This window comes from Winslowiella arboricola, assembly GCF_025527015.1.
Taxonomy (GTDB): Bacteria; Pseudomonadota; Gammaproteobacteria; order Enterobacterales; family Enterobacteriaceae; genus Erwinia; species Erwinia arboricola.
The window spans coordinates 365,319-383,873 of record NZ_JAODIM010000042.1; the positions used below are offsets into that span (position 1 = coordinate 365,319).

General features: G+C 57.0%; 16 protein-coding genes and 1 tRNA gene. 12 read left to right on the top strand and 5 right to left on the bottom strand.

What is annotated here, in order from left to right; translation table 11 throughout:
- Nucleotides 1-123 precede the first annotated feature (123 nt).
- Nucleotides 124-199, bottom strand: a tRNA-Asn gene (locus tag N5923_RS16030).
- A 109-nt stretch (nucleotides 200-308) separates the two neighbouring features.
- Entirely contained in the window at nucleotides 309-1,787 is a 1,479-nt protein-coding gene (locus N5923_RS16035) for a Sapep family Mn(2+)-dependent dipeptidase (protein ID WP_267143725.1), read from the bottom strand.
- A gap of 223 nt (nucleotides 1,788-2,010) precedes the next feature.
- Here N5923_RS16035 and N5923_RS16040 point away from each other — a divergent pair, with 223 nt between their 5' ends.
- The 10 genes from N5923_RS16040 to N5923_RS16085 all read left to right on the top strand — a co-directional run bounded on the left by N5923_RS16040 (nucleotide 2,011) and on the right by N5923_RS16085 (nucleotide 12,445).
- Entirely contained in the window at nucleotides 2,011-4,089 is a 2,079-nt protein-coding gene (locus tag N5923_RS16040) for a hydantoinase/oxoprolinase family protein (RefSeq protein WP_267143726.1), read from the top strand.
- Nucleotides 4,086-6,128, top strand: coding sequence for a hydantoinase B/oxoprolinase family protein (locus tag N5923_RS16045; RefSeq protein ID WP_267143727.1), 2,043 nt, complete (start codon nucleotides 4,086-4,088; stop codon nucleotides 6,126-6,128). The genes N5923_RS16040 and N5923_RS16045 overlap by 4 nt, the downstream gene beginning before the upstream one ends.
- Nucleotides 6,101-7,186 (top strand): ABC transporter substrate-binding protein, encoded by a 1,086-nt coding sequence (locus tag N5923_RS16050; protein WP_267143728.1) that lies wholly within the window; start codon nucleotides 6,101-6,103, stop codon nucleotides 7,184-7,186. The genes N5923_RS16045 and N5923_RS16050 overlap by 28 nt, the downstream gene beginning before the upstream one ends.
- The gene (locus N5923_RS16055; RefSeq protein WP_267143729.1) at nucleotides 7,183-8,274 is read left to right on the top strand and encodes an ABC transporter ATP-binding protein; all 1,092 of its coding nucleotides are present in this window, start codon (nucleotides 7,183-7,185) and stop codon (nucleotides 8,272-8,274) included. The genes N5923_RS16050 and N5923_RS16055 overlap by 4 nt, the downstream gene beginning before the upstream one ends.
- The gene (locus N5923_RS16060) at nucleotides 8,271-9,152 is read left to right on the top strand and encodes an ABC transporter permease (protein WP_267143730.1); all 882 of its coding nucleotides are present in this window, start codon (nucleotides 8,271-8,273) and stop codon (nucleotides 9,150-9,152) included. Before N5923_RS16055 ends, N5923_RS16060 begins: the two co-directional genes overlap by 4 nt.
- Nucleotides 9,142-9,948 (top strand): ABC transporter permease, encoded by an 807-nt coding sequence (locus N5923_RS16065; protein ID WP_267143731.1) that lies wholly within the window; start codon nucleotides 9,142-9,144, stop codon nucleotides 9,946-9,948. The genes N5923_RS16060 and N5923_RS16065 overlap by 11 nt, the downstream gene beginning before the upstream one ends.
- Before the next feature lie 120 nt (nucleotides 9,949-10,068).
- Nucleotides 10,069-10,545 (top strand): hypothetical protein, encoded by a 477-nt coding sequence (locus N5923_RS16070; RefSeq protein WP_267143732.1) that lies wholly within the window; start codon nucleotides 10,069-10,071, stop codon nucleotides 10,543-10,545.
- Nucleotides 10,542-10,973: a hypothetical protein gene (locus tag N5923_RS16075; protein WP_267143733.1), complete on the top strand. Its 432-nt coding sequence runs from the start codon at nucleotides 10,542-10,544 to the stop codon at nucleotides 10,971-10,973. Before N5923_RS16070 ends, N5923_RS16075 begins: the two co-directional genes overlap by 4 nt.
- Before the next feature lie 62 nt (nucleotides 10,974-11,035).
- On the top strand, nucleotides 11,036-11,167 hold the full coding sequence (locus N5923_RS16080; protein ID WP_267143734.1) for a hypothetical protein: 132 nt from the start codon (nucleotides 11,036-11,038) through the stop codon (nucleotides 11,165-11,167).
- 156 nt (nucleotides 11,168-11,323) lie between these two features.
- Nucleotides 11,324-12,445 (top strand): Gfo/Idh/MocA family protein, encoded by a 1,122-nt coding sequence (locus N5923_RS16085; protein ID WP_267143735.1) that lies wholly within the window; start codon nucleotides 11,324-11,326, stop codon nucleotides 12,443-12,445.
- Nucleotides 12,446-12,605: 160 nt separating this feature from the next.
- Here the strand turns inward: N5923_RS16085 and N5923_RS16090 are convergent, their stop codons facing one another.
- Genes N5923_RS16090 through N5923_RS16100 form a run of 3 tightly spaced genes read right to left on the bottom strand, consistent with a single transcriptional unit; the run spans nucleotide 12,606 to nucleotide 15,739 of the window.
- A complete protein-coding gene (locus tag N5923_RS16090) occupies nucleotides 12,606-13,481 on the bottom strand; it encodes an NAD(P)-dependent oxidoreductase (protein WP_267141878.1) in 876 nt (291 codons plus the stop codon).
- Nucleotides 13,481-14,332 carry a glycosyltransferase family 8 protein gene (locus N5923_RS16095; RefSeq protein ID WP_267141879.1) on the bottom strand — a complete coding sequence of 284 codons (852 nt, stop codon included), beginning with the start codon at nucleotides 14,330-14,332 and terminating at the stop codon, nucleotides 13,481-13,483. The genes N5923_RS16090 and N5923_RS16095 overlap by 1 nt, the downstream gene beginning before the upstream one ends.
- Before the next feature lie 24 nt (nucleotides 14,333-14,356).
- Nucleotides 14,357-15,739 carry a D-arabinono-1,4-lactone oxidase gene (locus tag N5923_RS16100; protein WP_267141880.1) on the bottom strand — a complete coding sequence of 461 codons (1,383 nt, stop codon included), beginning with the start codon at nucleotides 15,737-15,739 and terminating at the stop codon, nucleotides 14,357-14,359.
- 501 nt (nucleotides 15,740-16,240) lie between these two features.
- Here N5923_RS16100 and N5923_RS16105 point away from each other — a divergent pair.
- Both N5923_RS16105 and N5923_RS16110 read left to right on the top strand, forming a co-directional pair.
- Complete coding sequence (locus tag N5923_RS16105) at nucleotides 16,241-17,758, top strand: tripartite tricarboxylate transporter permease (RefSeq protein ID WP_267141881.1); 1,518 nt, start codon at nucleotides 16,241-16,243, stop codon at nucleotides 17,756-17,758.
- A complete protein-coding gene (locus tag N5923_RS16110) occupies nucleotides 17,755-18,546 on the top strand; it encodes an SDR family NAD(P)-dependent oxidoreductase (RefSeq protein WP_267141882.1) in 792 nt (263 codons plus the stop codon). The genes N5923_RS16105 and N5923_RS16110 overlap by 4 nt, the downstream gene beginning before the upstream one ends.
- The last annotated feature ends 9 nt before the right edge of the window (nucleotides 18,547-18,555 follow it).

Consider the following 18,555-nt stretch of genomic DNA (forward strand, 5'->3'; position numbering starts at 1 on the left):
ATCTGACCACCAAATTCTCCCGATGCGGAGGGTAAACTGAAAATGCATCGGGAAGATTTTTCACGCTAACTTATTGAATCTGAATCACATAGGGATTCGCAAAGCGGCATGAAAACAAGAATTTGGCTCCTCTGACTGGACTCGAACCAGTGACATACGGATTAACAGTCCGCCGTTCTACCGACTGAACTACAGAGGAATCGTTGGAACGGGGCGCATGATATCGAGGGCGCCCTGGGTTGTCAAAGCCTGTTTTCACCTGATGCTGCTGACTGCCGAATAAAGCAGCGATTCACCAGCCAGTGGCGTTAATTTGCACGTTTCTGCAGCAAATAGTTATCCAGCCGGATTAGCGCAATCACATAGTGCGGCAACGCGGCCAGCAGTGAAGGCAGGTGAATCACCTCATCGGCGCCATGGGGCAGACCATGCCCTGGCGGCAGAAAATCGGCGCTGTTGCTGGCATCACGCGCATATCCCGGACCAAAGGTAATCGCGTTGGGCAGCACTTTGGAATGGGTTACGCCGCCCATTGCATAAGGACGATCGTCGCGCCCGCTGACATCATTCCAGCTCTGCTGTAATAACTGGATAACCTCATGCTCTTCCGGCAGAAAGAATGGCGGTACATCGCGCCACTGGCTGGCAAGCTGAATCCCGCTATCGGCCAGCTGCTGCTGTAGCCGCTCGACAATCTGCGCACCGCGATACGAGACCGGATAGCGGATATCGCAGGTGATGGTCAGCGCGCCGGACTGACTGCGCTGCCAGACGCCAGCGTTGAGGGTTAATTTTCCTGACTCACGGTCTTCGATACCGACGCCAGCCGTTTCGCCGTAAGCGGAAGAGAACAGCCGTTCCAGCTGGCTGGCAAGCTGCTGTTCAGCTGCAGAGAGTATCTCCAGCTCCTGTAACGCGCTCAGCAGCACGCATGCCGCACTCAGGGTGCCGTCGGGGAAGGCGGCATGTCCGCCATTACCGCGCGCCTGTAAAATCAGCCTGTCCGCGCTGTCGATAAGCGTCACTTTTCCGGCGGCCAGGCCCTGTAGCGCGGCGATTTTATCCCTGAGCCGCGGATAATCGGCGCCGGTCAGTGCAAGCCGGGCAAACTCCGGCACGCTGTTGCTGGCGGTGCCGGCCTGCAAACCTGACAGCAACCCGGCATCAGCCACTTCAAGATTAAAGGTCAGCTGCCCCTTTTGCGCATAATTCACCGGAAAGCGACCATCGGTAACAATCGAAATCTCATGGCGCGGACCATGCTCAGCGTACCAGGCGATATCGGCCATATTGGTCTCTTCCGCCAGACCATAAACAATACGCAGATTGTGATGCAGCGGAATGGCCAGATCACGCACCAGCTTCAGCAGATAAAGATCCATAATCGCCGGACCTTTATTGTCTGCCACGCCACGGCCAATTAAATACTCATCGCGGCGCGTCAGCGCAAAGGGCGGATAAGTCCAGTTATCACCAGCAGGCACCACATCCAGATGGCTGATCAGTCCGATATCGCGCTGATGATCGCCGTAAACCACCGATCCGGCATAACCCTGATGATTTTCCGTCCGCAGTCCTGCGCCTTCGGCCAGCGCCAGCACATGTTGCAGAATGCGCGCGCATTCCGGGCCGAAGGGCGCGCCAGGTTGCGCCAGATCGGCGCGGCTGACGCTGGGAATCGCAATCCAGTCGGCCAGCTCGCTAACCAGTTGCTCTTGCTGTGTCTCAATCCACTGCTCAATTAATGGCAGCAGTGCGTGTTCCTGTGGGTTAAGCGGTGCAGGCATCAGTTTTCTCCTGTGGGTTTTGCTCAAAATAAAGCATCGCGGAGTGATGGCTTAGATGGATTTTACCCATCGATAGCTGCTCAGCAGCAATACGCCGGGCTAATGCGTTTTCCGGCAAAGGATAGTGATATTTGTTATTCGTATTGTCGTGGTAACCAGGGAAGATTATCAGCAGTTTTCATCAATTATTTTCGCAACTTACGACTAAATCAGGAGAAATAAGGTGAATAACATTGCCGAAACCGGGGTCACTGTAGGAGTGGATGTCGGCGGAACCTTTACTGATTTTGTCCTGTTTGATCCGCAACGTCAGCGCTATTTCTTCCATAAACAGCCCAGCACGCCGCAGGATCCGGCGCTGGCGGTCAGCGATGGCCTGCTGACGCTGCTGGCGAAAAGTCAGCTGGCGGCCAGCGCGCTCTCGCTGTTGCTGCATGGCACCACGCTGGGGCTTAACGCCATTATTCAGCGTCGCGGGGCGAACATCGCGCTGGTGATCAGCGAAGGATTCCGCGATGTGCTGGAAATTGCCCGCGCGCGTATGCCGTCCTCTTTTGATTTTCATGCCGATCGCGAGCCGCCGTTTTTGCCACGACAACGGGTGCTGGAAGTTGCCGCTCGCTTTAGTCCGGCAGGCAGCGTAGTGCAGTGGCCCGATGAAACCGCACTCACCCGACTGGCAGCAGAGATCACTGCGCTGGATATCAGTGCGGTGGCGCTGGTGACAATCAATGGTTACAGCAATCCTGATCGCGAAGCTGAACTGGCGACGCTGATTAGCGACCAGCTGACCGATATTCCGGTGCTCTCATCGGCACAACTGTGGCCGGAAATCCGCGAATATGAACGCACGCTGGTGGCCGGTCTGAATGCTTATATCCAGCCACTGATGCAGCACTATTTTAGCCGCCTCAATAGTCTGCTGGAGCAGCAGGCAATCAGCGCGCCGTTACTGATTACCGCCTCTAACGGCGGTGTGCTGCCGCTGGCCTCGGCGCGTCAGCGTCCGGTCGATACGCTGTTATCCGGTCCGGCTTCCGGCGTGATTGCGGCGGCGCATCTGGCATCCAGCCGTGGCAGTGGCGGCTACGTCTCATTTGATATGGGCGGCACCAGTAGTGATATTTCTCTTTCAGCCGATGGCGAAGTGGAACGTGTCAACCGAACCGATATCGGCGGTCTGCCGCTGATCTTGCCGGTGGTCGGGGTGTCGGCGATTGGCGCTGGCGGCGGCTCGATTATCCATGTTGATGAATACGGCATTTTAAAAGTGGGGCCGGAGAGCGCGGGCGCCGATCCAGGGCCGGTGGCATATAACCGCGGCGGCAGCGCGCCAACCATTACCGATTGCTATCTGGTCAGCGGTATTTTACCGGCTGATGCTTTGCTGGCGGGCACTATTCCACTCGATATCAAGGCCGCGCGTGCCGCGCTTAACGGCCTGGCGCAGCAACTGGGTATTACCGGCAATGATGCGGCAGAGCAGGTCGCCAGTGGCGCGCTTGCTGTCGCCACCACGCAAATGGCGACCGAACTGAATAAAGCCCTTGCGCAGCGCGGCGTGACGGCTGATTCGCTGACGCTGATTCCGTTTGGCGGCGCCGGACCGACGCATGCCAATCTGTTTGCCAGCGAGGCTGGCATCGACCGCATCCTGGTGCCTTTACGCCCCGGCACGTTCTGCGCGCAGGGCGCGATTACCGCCGATATCCGGCGCGATTTTGTGCGCAGCCTGCGGGTTACGGTTAATGCCGCCAGCTTTGGCCGGATTACATACACTGTCGATGAACTTAATCATCTGGCGCAGCAGTGGTTCCGCCAGCAGGCCGCCGCGTTGAGCAGCGCAGCGCGCACGCGGGTTGAAGCGGATATGCGCTACAGCGGGCAGGCTTATGAGCTGAGCGTTACGCTGGAGAGTGCCGAAGAGATCAGTCTGGCGAATCTGCTATCCCGTTTTCAGCAGTTGCATCAGCAACGCTACGGTTTCAGCAATGCCGATGCGGCAGTGGAGTTAACCACATTGCGTCTGTCGCTTACCGCAGTATTGCCGCGACCAGAAGAGAAGCCTTTTACGCCGGATCGCGCCACAGCCCACAGGCAACGTCCCCTCTATATTGATCAGCGCTGGCAGCAGGCCGACGTCTGGCAACGTGCGTCCATTCAGTTTGAAGACCGGCTAAACGGACCGGCAATCGTTGAACAGGACGACACCACCACGCTGATTTTACCCGGCTGGCAGGCGCGCCTGGACAGTGCGGGCAATCTGCTTATCAGCCGTCAGCCGCAGGAAGAAACCTTATGAAGCTGGATGCGATAACGCTGGAAATCCTTAATCACAAACTGACGGCGCTGACTGAAGAGATGTGCCATATCCTGCAACGCACCGGGCGCACGCTGTATGTCAAAGAGACTGCCGACTTTTGCTGCGCGATTGCTGACCATCAGGGCAAGTTCTTCGCGTATCCGCGCGGTATTGGCGTATCGGGATTTGTCGGCCTCAATTCGCTGACCACCATGCAGGCGGTCGGTGAGTTACAGCCGGGCGATGTGATTCTTACCAACGATCCCTGGCGCTCACGCGGCCTGGCAACGCATCTTCCCGATTTGCAGGTGCTGGAGCCGTGGTTTATTGACGGCGAGATTGTCGCCTGGGGCTGGGCATTTTTACACGCCTCCGATGTCGGTGGCCGTGTGCCGAGCAGCATTTCGCCGACCAACAGCGATATCTGGCAGGAAGGTCTGCAAATTCCGCCGGTAAAACTGGTGCAGGGCGGGGTGCTGAATCAGGATGTGATGCGCATCCTCGCCGCTAACAGCCGCACGCCGGATGCCAATGCCGGCGATATCCAGGCGATGCTGGCGGCGCTGAGTGCCGGGCGTCAGCGCCTGCAAAAGATTGTTGCTCAGCATGGGGTGGCCGGGGTGACGCAGGCGCAACAGGATCTGCAGGAGTATGCGGCGCTGCGCGCCCGTCAGGTATTACGGCAGATCCCCGACGGCACTTACCAGTTTGAAGATTATCTTGATGATGAGGCAGGCAGCGGATTGCCGGTGCGGCTGGCACTGAGCGCCACCTTTACCGATGGCCGCGTACATCTCGATTTCACCGGCAGCGATGCGCAGGTGGCGGCGGCGATTAATATTCCCAGTCATGGCGATCCGCATGCCTGGCTGACGCTGCGAGTGCTGGCGCTGGTCTGCACGCTGGACAAGAGCGTGCCGCTGAATGCCGGTTTACTGCAACCCATCTCGCTGTTTGCGCCGGTCGGATCGCTGGTAAATCCGCAGTTTCCGGCGGCGGTAGGCGTCAGGCACGCCACTGCGGTACGCGTCAACGATCTGCTGAATGGCCTGCTGGGTCAGGCGTTACCGGAGGTGATGCCCGCTGCCAGCGGCGGCACCATTATTCCGCTGGTAGTGGCCGAAACCGCACGCGGTGGCCGGGAGCAAAATGTGCAGGTGATTGAGCCGATGGTCGGCGGCGGCGGCGGGCGTTTTGGCCGTGACGGCATCGACGGACGCGATAACAGTATTTCCAACCTCGCCAATAATCCGGTGGAGATGGTGGAAGCCGAAACCCGGATTCAGATTCTGCAATATGCTCTGCGCGCGGACTCCGCAGGTGCCGGGCAGTGGCGCGGCGGGATGGGGCAGCAGATTCATATCCGTATTTTGCAGGATGACACCACGCTGCTGGCGCGCGGCATGGAACGCATGCTGTTCCAGCCATGGGGTGTCAACGGCGGCCTGCCGGGCAAACCCACCCGCATGACGCTCAACCCCGCCGATAACGGCGGCAGGCAGCAGGGCAAAATCGATCTGCTGAGCGTTAAAGCCGGTGATGAGCTGCTATTGCAAACTCCGGGCGGCGGCGGCTGGGGCGACCCTTTCCTGCGCGATCCGGCAGCGGTAAAACGTGATGTGGATAATCAGCTAATCAGCACTGATGCCGCGGCGCAGCAGTATGGCGTGGTGATTACTGCGCAGGGCGTCGATCTGGCCGCCAGCGCGCTATTGCGTCAGCAGCGCACTACGCCGTCGTCGCTGGGAAGCGCACGGGAAAACTGGCAGGCGGTATTTGACCCCGCGCTGCTGACCCGTCTCAATCAGCTGCTCTATCCGCTGACCAGCGCCGAACGGCGGCGTTATCGCCAGCAGGCGTTTGCTGCTGCGCTAAGCCAGTTACCGCACGCTTTTCCACGGGAAACCCATACCACCACTGAGACTGCTCGCCACTATTTTGCTGAGGCTGTCGCCACGCTGGAACAGCATCTTTTCACTGTTAACCCATCATCGCCAGGAGATAACTCACTATGCGCACCACAATCAGCCGAGGGGTAGTGCTTTCCGCCTTATCAGCCATTTTATTCAGCAGCGTCGCCAGTGGCGCAACCACACCAGCAGCGACCGACGCGGTCGTAGTGGGCGTTTACGGCGGCGACTGGGAGAAAAATATCCGTGCATCCGGGCTGGAACAGTTTGCCAAAGATAACCATATCAAACTGACGGTGGTGCCCGGCGCCGATGCGGAGTGGTTCGCCAAGCTGCGGGCGGCAAAAGGGCGGCGTTCACCGTACGATATCGTGGTATTCCAGCCCGATACCGTGCAGCGCGCGCAGGCGGCGGGCTTGCTGCAACCGCTGGAAGCAAAGGATATCCCGAATCTCGATAAACTCTATCGCAGCGTGCAGACGCGTTTTGTCACCGATAACCAGACTTATGCCGCCGCCTTTAGCCTCGGGCAGCTGGGGCTGGCATACCGCACCGATTTAGTCGCCAATCCGCCGAAAAGCTGGCTTGATTTATGGAAGCCGGAATATAAGGGCCATGTGGCGATCTCTTCACCAACTTACGCCGCCGGACTGCAATTCTTTGCCGGACTGGTGCATGCGACAGGTGGCGAGCTGAACAAACCGGCGGATGTGGATAAAGCCTTTGCTAAGCTGCAACAGCTGCGTGGCAATGCGGTGGCATTCCCTGACAGCCCGGGAGCGATTCAGACCTTACTGGAAAGAGGCGACGCCTGGATCGTGCCGTACTGGGATGGTCGCGTGTTCGCGCTAAAGCAGCAGGGGATGAAAGTTGATTTTGTCTATCCGTCCGATGGTCCGGTAGTCGGCGCGGCAAACTGGGTGATCCCGAAAGGCGCGCCGAATCTGGCTAATGCGTACAAAGTGGTTAATGCGCTCTCCAGCGCGGAGGTGCAGAAATCTTTCGCCGACAAGTCGCTGTACGGCATGACCAATAAAGATGTGCAGTATAACGACAGTATGAAGCAGCAGGTCAAAGTCGGCGAAGAGGCGTACAGCAAGCTGATCTGGATCGATTACGCCAGCGCCACGCCACAGCTGGCGGACTGGACTCGTCGCTGGAGCCAGGCGCTGGGAGGAGCGCAATGAGTTCAGTGGTTATTGAAGCGGTTGAGCGTAATTTTGCGCAACACCGCGCGCTGGATGGCGTCTCTGTAGAGATTAAGCAGGGGGAGTTTTTCTCCCTGCTGGGACCGAGCGGCTGCGGCAAAACCACGCTGCTGAATATCATTGCCGGTTTTCTGGCGGCGGATAAGGGCAGGGTGTTGATTGGCGGTCAGGATGTGACCGCTTTACCGCCATACCGGCGCAATATCGGCATGGTATTTCAAAACTATGCGCTGTTTCCCCATCTTAGCGTCGGGGAAAACGTCGCCTTCGGACTGAAGGTGCGCAAAGTGAAGCGCGATGAGCAGCGACGTCGGGTGCAGGAAGCGTTAAAACAGGTGCGGCTGGAGGGGCTGGCGACACGGATGCCGCATCAGCTCTCCGGCGGCCAGCAGCAGCGGGTGGCGATTGCCCGTGCGCTGGCGATAGAGCCACAGGTCTTGCTGCTGGATGAACCGTTGTCGAATCTGGATGCCCGTCTGCGCAAGGAGATGCAGGATGAGCTACGCGCACTGCAAAAACGCGTCGGCATTACCACCGTGCTGGTTACCCATGATCAGGAAGAGGCGCTGACGCTGTCAGATCGCATCGGCATTCTCGGTCAGGGGCAGTTGCAGCAGGTGGGTACGCCGCCGCAGCTGTACCGGATGCCGGAAAATCGCTTTGTCGCCGAGTTTGTCGGCCAGGCGAATCTGTTTCAGGTGACCGCCGACAGCAGCCGGGGCCGCTATATTGCCAGCGAACATTTCAGCGCTGACGCACAACCGCTGCTGCTGGCCGCCGCGCAGTTTAATTCGCACGCCACATTGCTGATTGTCAGGCCGGAACGGATTCGCATCGCGCAAGAGCAACCCGCGGAGACGGTTAACAGCACTATTGCGGTACTTAAAGAGGTCAGTTTTGCCGGATCGACCCTGCGGCTGTTATGCCAGTTACCCGGCGGCGGCGAGCTGCGGGTCCAGCCTGCGGAGCAGCATTTCCGGCAGTTGCCTGCGGTGGGCGAAACGCTGCTGCTGACATGGCGCACGGAAGATGTGATTGTGCTGCCTGCGGCAGGGGCGGCGCTATGAGTCGCCTGAGGGCGGGACTGCGGCAGAACGCCTTTCCATGGCTGATGCTGCTGCCATGCCTGCTGTTTTTAGTGTTGTTTCTGCTGGTGCCGCTGCTGTTGCTGTTTGATCAGAGCCTGACCAGGGTCGACAGCCTGCTTAATCCATTGCCAGGCTACAGTTTTGCCCAATACCTGACGGTGTTTGGCGAGCGGCACTATTGGTATGCGCTGTGGACTACCCTGTGGGTGTCGCTGCTGACGGCAGCGATCGCCGTGCTGCTGGCGTGGCCGGCTGCCTGGCTGCTGGTGACGATGAAACGACGCAGCTGGCGCACGTTGCTGTATATCATCCTAATCTCGCCGCTGTTAACCAGCGTGGTGATCCGCACCTTTGCCTGGATTGTGTTGCTGGCGCAAAACGGTCTGATTAATGGCTTTCTGCTGGCTACCGGCCTGATCCCGCAGCCGCTCAGCCTGTTATGGAATATGAATGCGGTGGTGATTGCTTATGTGCAGGTGATGCTGCCGTTTGCGGTGCTGCCGTTAATCACCTCATTAAATGAGATTGCGCCGTCGCTGCGTCTGGCGGCGATGAGCCTGGGCGCCACGCCGGTACAAACTTTTCGCCGGGTGGTGTTGCCGCTGACGCTGCCCGGGATGCTGACCGGTTTTATTATCGTCTTTTCACTGGCGGCAGGCAGTTATATTACGCCGCTGTTAATTGGTGGTCGTCTGCAACCGTTACTGCCGATCGCCATTTATCAACAAGCGATGCAGATCGCCAACCTGCCGCTGGCGGCGGCGCTGTCGCTGACGCTGCTGGTGATGACGCTGGCAGTCGCCGGGATCTGCGGCGGTTTTCTTAAACGCTGGGAGAAGAAAAATCATGGTCACTGATGGTCGCGGCTGGTTACGTGCGGGATACTGGCTGGTGACGCTGGCAGGCATCGCGGTTTACGCTTTTCTGGCACTGCCGGTGCTGGTGATTGTGCTGTCGGCGTTCAGCCCCGAGGCATACCCGCAATTTCCGCCGCAGGGCTTTTCCCTGCGCTGGTTCAGTGCGCTGCTGGATGACGCAGGCTGGCGCGAATCGCTGAATATCAGCGTCATTCTGTTGCTGGTGGTGACGCCGGTAACGGTGGTGCTTGGCACCTTTGCCGCCTGGGCGCTGGCGCGGCTGGAGTTTCGCTATCGCGAAGCGTTGCAGGCGTTTATTTTGTCTCCGCTGATGATCCCGCAGGTAGTACTGGGCATTGCGCTGCTGTATGTGCTGACCGCCGCCGGGATTGCCGGCATGATCAGTGGCCTGGTGATTGGTCATATTGTGGTGGCGCTGCCGTATGTGGTGCGCACGGTTAGCGTCAGCCTGGCGGCGATGGATCGGCGGCTGGAAGCGGTGGCGATGAGCCTTGGCGCCGGACGCTGGTATACCTTCCGCCATGTCACTTTGCCGCTGATCAAGCCCGGTATGCTGGCCGGGGCGGTATTTGCCGCTGTAACCTCTTTTGGTGAAGTCTCCGTCAGTCTGTTTCTCAGTGCGCCAGACACCATCAGCGTTCCGGTGCGCATCTTTAACTATGTCGACCAGACCTTTGATCCGACGGTGAATGCTATCTCGGTGATTTTTATTGTGATTGCGGTACTGATTCTGATGGTGATTGAGAAAACCATCGGCCTGGTGAAAATACTGTGATCTTTATCGCTCTCGCTATGCAAACTGACGGAAGTGACGCCGTAGCAGCATCTTTTCACGGTTAAGGGGGGATATGGTAAATTAAGCCGCAGTGAAACAATACGGGACGGGATACTCAGGATGAGTAAGCGATCAGACATTATTGATGGTAGGGATGCAAGCACAGCTAAATACGGGATAGTTTACACGGAGGTGCTTGGCTGGGTGGATCTGGGCCACGCACAGGGGACGGATATTCGTACTCTTCTGGGGCTGATGGCGCAGGGTGAATCATCGGGCAAGGAGTTTTATGATATCAGGTATTCACAGGGGATGACGTCACCCTTTGGGTTACTCCGGCCGGTGAGCAAGGCCGAAGCTCTGAAGCGCTGGGACTACTACGGTGAGATCGGCAGCTGGAAAAACGAGACGTTCCTGCCGCTGCTGTTCCCCGACCCGGAAAAATTCCCGCACTCAAGGCCTCGTAAAGGGCTGCTACCACCGTTCATGCGGACGGTTGTTCCCTATAACGATTTTCTGTCCGGGAACGTAATCTTACCGCAGCATGACGGGTCGTTTGTGATACTTGGTGCCGGCAACGGCAGGATGGGATTATGAGGAAAGCTATCGCCGTCCTGATTGGTGTGATTGTCATCGCTGGTATTGCGCTGGCCATTGGCTGGCCGTATGTGAGGATGGAGTTTGCCAGCAGCGCATATTATTCCGAGCAAGATAAACGGGCGTATGAATATTACACTCCAGAATTGTTAAAAAAAATGCCCAGAATATCAGGCGATTATGAATTTGAGTTCGGCAGGATTACAGGCACGGAAGCTAATGTTTTTACCGTGAAGTTTTATGGTGTTGCTGAAACTCAGGATATCAGGAATTACTTAAAAGCAGAGGGGTATGAACTCCAGGCATCATGTGATGTAGAAGCCGAATGCTGGGAAAGTCATGCGACTAAGGATGAGGTTACGGTCGGTAATATTCACTCTCAAAAAGGGGTGTTTGTGCAGATATATCGACGTTTATATTCGAACTAATCTCCTTCGGTGAAGTCTCCGTCAGTCTGTTTCTCAGTGCGCCAGACACCATCAGCGTTCCGGTGCGCATCTTTAACTATGTCGACCAGACCTTTGATCCGACGGTGAATGCTATCTCGGTGATTTTTATTGTGATTGCGGTACTGATTCTGATGGTGATTGAGAAAACCATCGGCTTGGTGAAAATACTGTGATCTTTATCGCTGCTGTTATGCAACCCAACGGCAGCGTTGCATCTTAACTGCCTTCATTCTGCAAAATGATCACATTTATTTCATTTCCTGATTGTGTACGCTTATTTTGAAATATACATTCCAAATAAATCGTTCATCTGCGCACAGGAAACCGGCATGAAAAAGGTAAGAATCGGACTTATTGGTACGGGTTATATCGGACGTTGTCACGCCATCGCCTATGCCCAGGCATCCACCGTATTTAAGCTGAAAGGTGAAATTGTGCGCGAGATGCTGGCAGAGGTCACGCCGGAGCTGGCGCGCAGCAAAGCGGATGAATTTGGCTTCAGCCGTGCTACCGGCGACTGGCGTGAACTGGTGAGCGATCCCAATATTGATGTGGTGGATATCTGCGCGCCCAATTTTCTGCATAAAGAGATGGCGCTGGAAGCGATTCGCCATGGCAAACATGTCTATTCCGAGAAGCCGCTGGCGCTGTCGGTAGCCGATGCCGAAGAGATGACCCGCGCCGCGCAGCAGGCCGGGGTGAAAACGCTGGTGGGCTTCAACTATATGAAGAACCCGACCAGCCAGCTGGCGCGTGAGATTATTGCGCGCGGCGAGATTGGCGAAGTGGTGCATTTCTACGGCACGCACAATGAAGATTACCTGGCGAATCCGCAAACGCCGCTCGACTGGCACTGCCAGAAAGCGCTGGCCGGGCTGGGCGCTCTGGGTGATCTGGCGGCGCATATCGTTAATATGGCGCACTATCTGGTCGGTGATATTGAAGAAGTCAGCGGCGATATGCTGACGGTAATCAGACAGCGCCCGGATCCCAAAGATGCCACGCGTTTACTGCCGGTAGAAAATGAAGATCAGGCCAGCGCCTTGCTGCGCTTTGCCCAGGGGGCGCATGGCGTGGTTGAAACCTCACGTATCGCCTGCGGTAGTAAAATGGGGCTGACCTATGTGGTGACCGGCACCAAAGGCGCTTTGCGCTATACCCAGGAGCGGATGGCGGAGCTGGAGCTGTATCTGCATGATGATCCGGCCGGGCGTCAGGGGTTTAAAACCATTCTGACCGGGCCTGCGCACCCGGATTATGCCGCTTTCTGCATTTCCGCCGGGCACGGCATCGGTTTTAACGATCAGAAAACCGTCGAAATTCGCGATCTGATTAACGGCATCGCCGCTGGCGATCGGATGTGGCCGGATTTTGCCGAAGGTTTGCAGGTGTCGAAAGTGCTGGAAGCCATTGCGGTGTCCGCCGTGGAACGCCGCTGGATTAAGGTTTAATCATCTGTGGGCGGCGATAATATCATTCCTGCACCAATATAGCCCCCGGGCGGCGAGAACGCCGCCCCTGCAACAAATCGCCTGTAGGGGCGGCGTTCTCGCCGCCCGGGTCGCGGATTTGCACGATATTGATGACGGCGTTCTCACCGCCCGGGGCGGATTATTTCAGTCCGCTACGCCGCGCCGCGACCTTCGCCAGTGCTGCCCACTCCAGATCACCTTCATTATGCGCCAGTGCATCGACGCAGTTATCGCGGATCACGCTGGCAAACGGCATCGGCACGTTTTTCGCCTCGGCGGCCTGTTGCGCCAGACGGATATCCTTTAACCCCAGACGCAGTTTAAACCCCGGTGGCGAGTAGCGCTCCTGCGCGATTAACTCGCCATAGCCTTTATACGCCGGGGCGTTAAACAGCGTGCTGGTGAGCATGCCAAGAAAATCTGCAGCCGGAATACCGTGCGCGCGCACCAGCGCCGAGGCTTCCGCCATCGCCTCAATGGCGCTGCCCAGCATAAAATTTGCTGCCAGCTTGGCGGTCACCGCCTGGCTCGGCTCGCTGCCAAAATACCAGGTTTGCTGGCCGAGAATATCGAAAATCGGCTGCACACGGGCAATCAGCGCTTTGTCGCCAGCAGTAAGAATATTCAGCTTACCGGCAGCCGCCACATCGTTGCGCCCCAGTACCGGCGCCGCCAGATAACTTACGCCGTTGGCCGCCGCATGGGTCTGCATCTCATGGGTAAAGTCGACGGAAACCGTCGCCATATTGATCCAGATAGCGCCATCACCCAGTGACTCCAGTGCGCCATGGCCGACAATCACCTGGCGGGTAATCGCATCGTCCGCCAGCATGCTGATCAGCACATCACACTGCGCCGCTTCCGCCGGAGACTCGCAGACGGTAGCCCCCAGTTTTTCCAGCGCTTCTGCCGGTGCGGCAGAGCGGTTCCAGACGTTCAGGGAGTAGTGGGCCTGAAGCAGGTTTTCCGCCATTGGCTGGCCCATTGATCCGAGACCGATAAATCCAATACGCATCACGTGTTCCTTTTCTGAGGTAATTCCTGACCGGCAATCTGCTGCCATAATTCGTCGAGGGCATAATAACGGTCGCGTTGCGCCGCCGGTTGCTGCCAGTCACGCTGCCAGGGTTTGGCGAGGATATAATGAATATTTTTCACCTGCGTTATATCCCAGGTTGCCGCGTGCTGCACTGACAGCGTCTTCAGCGCATTATAGATATAGGGTAATGCTTTCCAGCGTCCGTGAAAGTGCTCATTCAGCAAATCCTGTTCAGAAAACTGATAACGGGACAGATCGTCAATCGCAGCGATACGGCTTTCCAGCGCACTGAATACCTCCGCGTCCGGCGTCAGCACCAGAAAACCGGCATTAAAATAGGCATCGAGTTGTGCGGGCGCCGGTTGCTGGCGATCCTGCCAGCTATAGAAGCAGTTTTCCGGCACCCAGCTTTTCGGGTAGCTGGCGATGCTGTTTGGATTGCAGCGGCAGGCGTGACAGGCGGCGATGCCGTCTTCCGGCAGTTCGAGCGTCATCAGCTCATCCATATTCTGTACCACCAGCATATCCGCATCGAGAAAGACCAGCCGCTGATAATCGGTTAACTGCCAGGCGCGCAGCTTTGTCCACACCTCGACGAACTGCGCGGAAGCATAATGGTGCGTCAGATCAGGATGCGGATTCAGTGGCGCGACGGCAACCACCTCGCAGCCGTCCTCTTTTAGCTGCGCGCAAATTGCCGGAGCGATATTTTCTGTCACCATCACCAGCAGCGGATAAGCGGTTTTACTCTGGCGCAGAGATTTGTGCAGCGTCTGCACGCCCGTCAGATAGTCGGGCTGAGTCAGTAGTGTGATCCATGCTGACATAGCGTGTCCCCCTGGTAAGATAAGTCAGTCAAAAAGTTGGGCAAGATAGTGGTTGCTGAATTTACCGCTGGGATCAAGCTGGCGCCGTACATCACGAAAGGCATTCCACTGCGGATAGACCTGCTGCCACTGATACAGCGGCTGATGGTAATATTTCCCCCAGTGCGGGCGTCCGCCTGCCTGCGCCAGCAGTTTTTCCACTTCCCTGAGGAAATGGCAGCCTTCCTCTGACAGCGTGCCGTCATCGGCGTAATAGACCACAAAGCCAAAGAAGCAGGTGGCTTGCTGGTATGCCGGGCTCAGCCAGGCCGTGGACGGGCCGGTGCAGCGCAGGATTATGGGATAGTGCATATGCGGGTGATGTCGGGCATACCAGCTTTTTATCCTGCTAATCACTTCAGCGGCGCGCGCCAGCGGAATGCCGATTTCGACATTGATTTGCGGTACGGCAATCCCGCGGCAGAAAACCTGATAGATATCGCCGGTGACATCCGAGAAATCTTTAAAACGGGTGACGGTTTTAAACTGTTTACCGCCTTCGCCACGGATCTGGGTGTCGTTATGCATATGCTCCAGCGTCTGCTCAATGGTGTTATTCAGTGAGCTGTCGCTGTCCGGCTGTTTAACCAGTTCGCCGAGATTAAGCTGATACGTCTGCTGTTCGTCGGCAGTCGCTGTACGCGCACACCAGACGTGCATCTGATCGTCATCGACAAACCACCAGGCTTTGCTTAAGGCATAGTTTTGGTTCCAGTCATACAGATCGCTTTCCAGCGTGCTGGCGCTAACGGCATTTTTAAAGCAGGTATAGATCTGCGACGGGATGGTTTTTAGCGTGACCGCGGTCACCACGCCGAGCGCGCCCAGCGCCACCTGAGCCGCGCCAAACCACGGATGCTGGCGGTCGAATTCGCGGATAGTGCCGTCGGCCAGCACCATGCGAATCGATAACGCTTCATCCGCCAGGGAACTCTGCTGCAATCCCTGGCCGTGGGTGCCGGTCGCCATCGCGCCTGCCAGCGTCTGAATATCGATCACCCCGGGCGACGAGGCCAGCATCCGGCCCATTCTGGTCAGCGTCTGATAGACCTCGTGCAGGGGGGTGGCAGCGGCAAAGGTGACGCTGTTATCCGACTGCGCCAGCAGACCACTTAACTGACTGAGATCCAGCAGCAGATCGCGATCATCGCTGATATTCAGCATGCGGCCAGGCGCCAGACGACTGCCGATCACGCGTATTTTGCCGTTATGGCTGGCAACGCGCTGTTGCAGTTCGGCTTCGCTGGCAGGCATATACAGGTTTTGCCGTGCGCCCAGTGGGGCATTTTGCGCCCAGTTCCATAATTGCGTGTCACCCTGCACAGATTGGGTCTGTCTGAGCGGAAATTGTTCGTCCTCTGCTTTCACTACTGCTTTCCTTTGTTAAGGTCTGTGAATTGCCCTGACGAGCAGTGCTATACAGGTGGTCCTGAAATCCACCGTTTGGTTTAAGCGTAGACTATTTGCATTTCTGCTGGTTAAGCGGCAGTGGTGAAGAAGGGGATTACGGGCGGAAGGGCCACGTGATAATCGAACTCTGCGTTAATTTACCGGTATAATCGTCTGGTATTTCGCTGACTATAACGAAGATTATGCTGTTATTTAATCTGAGAAAATGAAACGGAAAAGCAGGCTAATTGCATGTTTGCAATATGCTTATTTAATTAATAATATCTATTAACATTCTATCGATATATTTCTGCCGGCATAAGATACGCCTTAATAGCTATATCAAGGCTATGGTTATTTAATTTGCGTATTTTGCTTAGCCGTATCGCATGCCTATACTTGCCCTTCTTTTTTCCCGGTCGACTGTATATCCATAATTGCAGCGACAGTACAAAAAACTATTACGGGCAATATTAATTTATGGAATTTTTATCGCACCTGGAACTCGGCTTTGCCGCCGCTATGTCATTAACTAATCTTGGCTATGCCCTGCTCGGGTGTCTGCTCGGTACGCTGATCGGCGTTCTTCCCGGACTGGGGCCGGTGGCGACCCTCGCTATGCTGTTGCCGTCGACTTATGCGCTGCCACCGGCCACCGGGCTGATTATGCTCGCCGGGATCTACTACGGTGCGCAATATGGCGGATCGACCACCGCCATCCTGATTAACCTGCCAGGCGAGTCCTCATCGGTAGTCACTGCGCTTGACGGACATGCGCTGACAAAGCGCAATCAGGCTGGCCGCGCGCTGGCGGTAGCCGCTATCGGTTCGTTTTTCGCAGGTTGCGTCGGCACCTTGTTACTGGCCGCTTTCTCGCCGCAGCTGGTGAAAGTGGCTTTTTATTTCGGTCCGGCGGAATACTTCTCTTTGATGTGTCTGGGGATGATCGGTTCTGTGGCGCTGTCGTCAGGGGATCTGCTTAAAGCGCTGGCGATGATTATTTTTGGCATGACGCTGGGACTGGTGGGCAGCGATGTCAATACCGGGGTGGTGCGCTACAGCTTTGGTTTTCTCGAGCTGGAGGATGGCATCGATTTTACCGTGGTGGCGATGGCGTTATTTGGTTTTGGTGAAATTATCTGGAACCTGCAAACCCGTGACCAGCAGGCAGCCACACCGCCGCCGCGGGTGGCGAAACTGCGACTCTCCTGGCAGATGCTGCGCGAAAGTTTTCCCGCGATGTTTCGGGGGTCGATGCTTGGCAGCCTGCTGGGGATTCTGCCCGGCGGCGGCGCGGTGCTGGCATCGTTCGCGGCCTATACCTTCGAAAAAAAGATGCCGCTGGCAGAAGGGGAGATCCCGCTTGGCAAGGGTAACCTGCGAGGCGTGGCAGGGCCGGAGTCAGCCAATAACGCTGGCGCGCAGACCTCTTTTATCCCGATGCTGACATTAGGGCTGCCCGCCACGCCGACAATGGCGCTGATGATTGCCGCTCTCTCGATTCATGATATCCAGCCAGGCCCGCAGATGCTTACCACGCATGGCGACCTGTTCTGGACGCTGGTGGCATCAATGTGGATCGGCAATCTGTTTCTGTTGGTGCTCAATTTTCCGCTGATAAATATCTGGGTCAAACTGCTGACCATTCCCTATAAGTGGATCTTCCCCGCCATTGTGCTGTTTTGCACCGTGGGTATTTACAGCATCGCCAGCAGCAGTTTTTCGGTCTGGCTGCTTGCCGGTTTTATTTTCTTTGGTTATGCCGCCCGGCGACTGGGCTTTGAGGGCGCGCCGCTGTTACTGGGATTTATTCTCGGTAGCCAGATGGAGGAGTATCTGCGCCGCGCGCTGACGCTTTCCGGCGGTCAATGGGATGTACTGTGGCAGCGTCCGATTTCAGCAACCCTGCTGGCGGGTTCATTGCTGCTGTTGTGTACCATTTGCCTGGGCAGCGTGCGCCGTAAACGTGCTGAAATCTTTGTCGAGGACGCTGAATGAATTTGCATCTGGATAATGCCGTGGTGGTGATCAGCGGTGGCTCGGGGGCGATAGGTAGCGCCGTCGCCGAACGTATGTTGCAGGAAGGGGCGAGGGTGGCGCTGCTGGCGCGTGACAACCACAAACTGCAGCAACTGCAGCAGCGGCTGGAACGTTGGGCGGATCGCGTGCTGACACTGAGTGCTGACTGTACCAGCCCGCAGGCTTGCCGCGCCGCGCTGGTGCAGGTGCTGGCCCGCTGGGATGACATCGATGTGCTGGTCAACTGCGCGGGGGGCGCCGCGCGCTATCCCGCCGAACAGCTGGATGCTGACGCGTGGCTTAACGGCTTCCACCATAAATTTCTTCCCTGTGTCACCTTGCAGGATGCGGTACTGGCCCACTGGCGTGAATATCCGTCGGTTGCTGCTGGCGTGGTGGCGCGGCGCGCCATCGTCAATGTTATTGGCACCGGTGGTAAAATTCCGGGGCCGCAACATATCAGCGGCGGGGCGGCCAATGCGGCGCTGATGCTGGCAACCATCGGCCTCGCCGGGGCTTATGGCCGCAAAGGGGTTCGTATCAATGCGGTTAATCCGGCAATGATTGATAAGCAAACCCGCGTCGGAGAGGGGTTGTTGTCGCTGTCCGCGCTGCCTGAGGAACTGCACAATGACGCTCATCCGTTTGGCCGCCACGGCACGCCATGGGAAGTGGCGAATACCGTGGCCTTCCTCGCCAGCCCGTTAGCCTCTTATATCAACGGCGCGATGGTCTCGGTAGATGGTGGTCTGAAGGCGGTGGTGTAACTGCATGGC

Bases quoted from the DNA above. Each gene is read 5' to 3' on its own strand.
- N5923_RS16070 (WP_267143732.1), top strand. From the start codon at position 10,069: ATGAGTAAGCGATCAGACATTATTGATGGTAGGGATGCAAGCACAGCT.
- N5923_RS16065 (WP_267143731.1), top strand. From the start codon at position 9,142: ATGGTCACTGATGGTCGCGGCTGGTTACGTGCGGGATACTGGCTGGTG.
- N5923_RS16035 (WP_267143725.1), bottom strand. From the start codon at position 1,787: ATGCCTGCACCGCTTAACCCACAGGAACACGCACTGCTGCCATTAATT.
- N5923_RS16045 (WP_267143727.1), top strand. From the start codon at position 4,086: ATGAAGCTGGATGCGATAACGCTGGAAATCCTTAATCACAAACTGACG.
- N5923_RS16055 (WP_267143729.1), top strand. From the start codon at position 7,183: ATGAGTTCAGTGGTTATTGAAGCGGTTGAGCGTAATTTTGCGCAACAC.
- N5923_RS16050 (WP_267143728.1), top strand. From the start codon at position 6,101: ATGCGCACCACAATCAGCCGAGGGGTAGTGCTTTCCGCCTTATCAGCC.
- N5923_RS16095 (WP_267141879.1), bottom strand. From the start codon at position 14,332: ATGTCAGCATGGATCACACTACTGACTCAGCCCGACTATCTGACGGGC.
- N5923_RS16110 (WP_267141882.1), top strand. From the start codon at position 17,755: ATGAATTTGCATCTGGATAATGCCGTGGTGGTGATCAGCGGTGGCTCG.
- N5923_RS16060 (WP_267143730.1), top strand. From the start codon at position 8,271: ATGAGTCGCCTGAGGGCGGGACTGCGGCAGAACGCCTTTCCATGGCTG.
- N5923_RS16090 (WP_267141878.1), bottom strand. From the start codon at position 13,481: ATGCGTATTGGATTTATCGGTCTCGGATCAATGGGCCAGCCAATGGCG.
- N5923_RS16085 (WP_267143735.1), top strand. From the start codon at position 11,324: ATGAAAAAGGTAAGAATCGGACTTATTGGTACGGGTTATATCGGACGT.
- N5923_RS16105 (WP_267141881.1), top strand. From the start codon at position 16,241: ATGGAATTTTTATCGCACCTGGAACTCGGCTTTGCCGCCGCTATGTCA.
- N5923_RS16075 (WP_267143733.1), top strand. From the start codon at position 10,542: ATGAGGAAAGCTATCGCCGTCCTGATTGGTGTGATTGTCATCGCTGGT.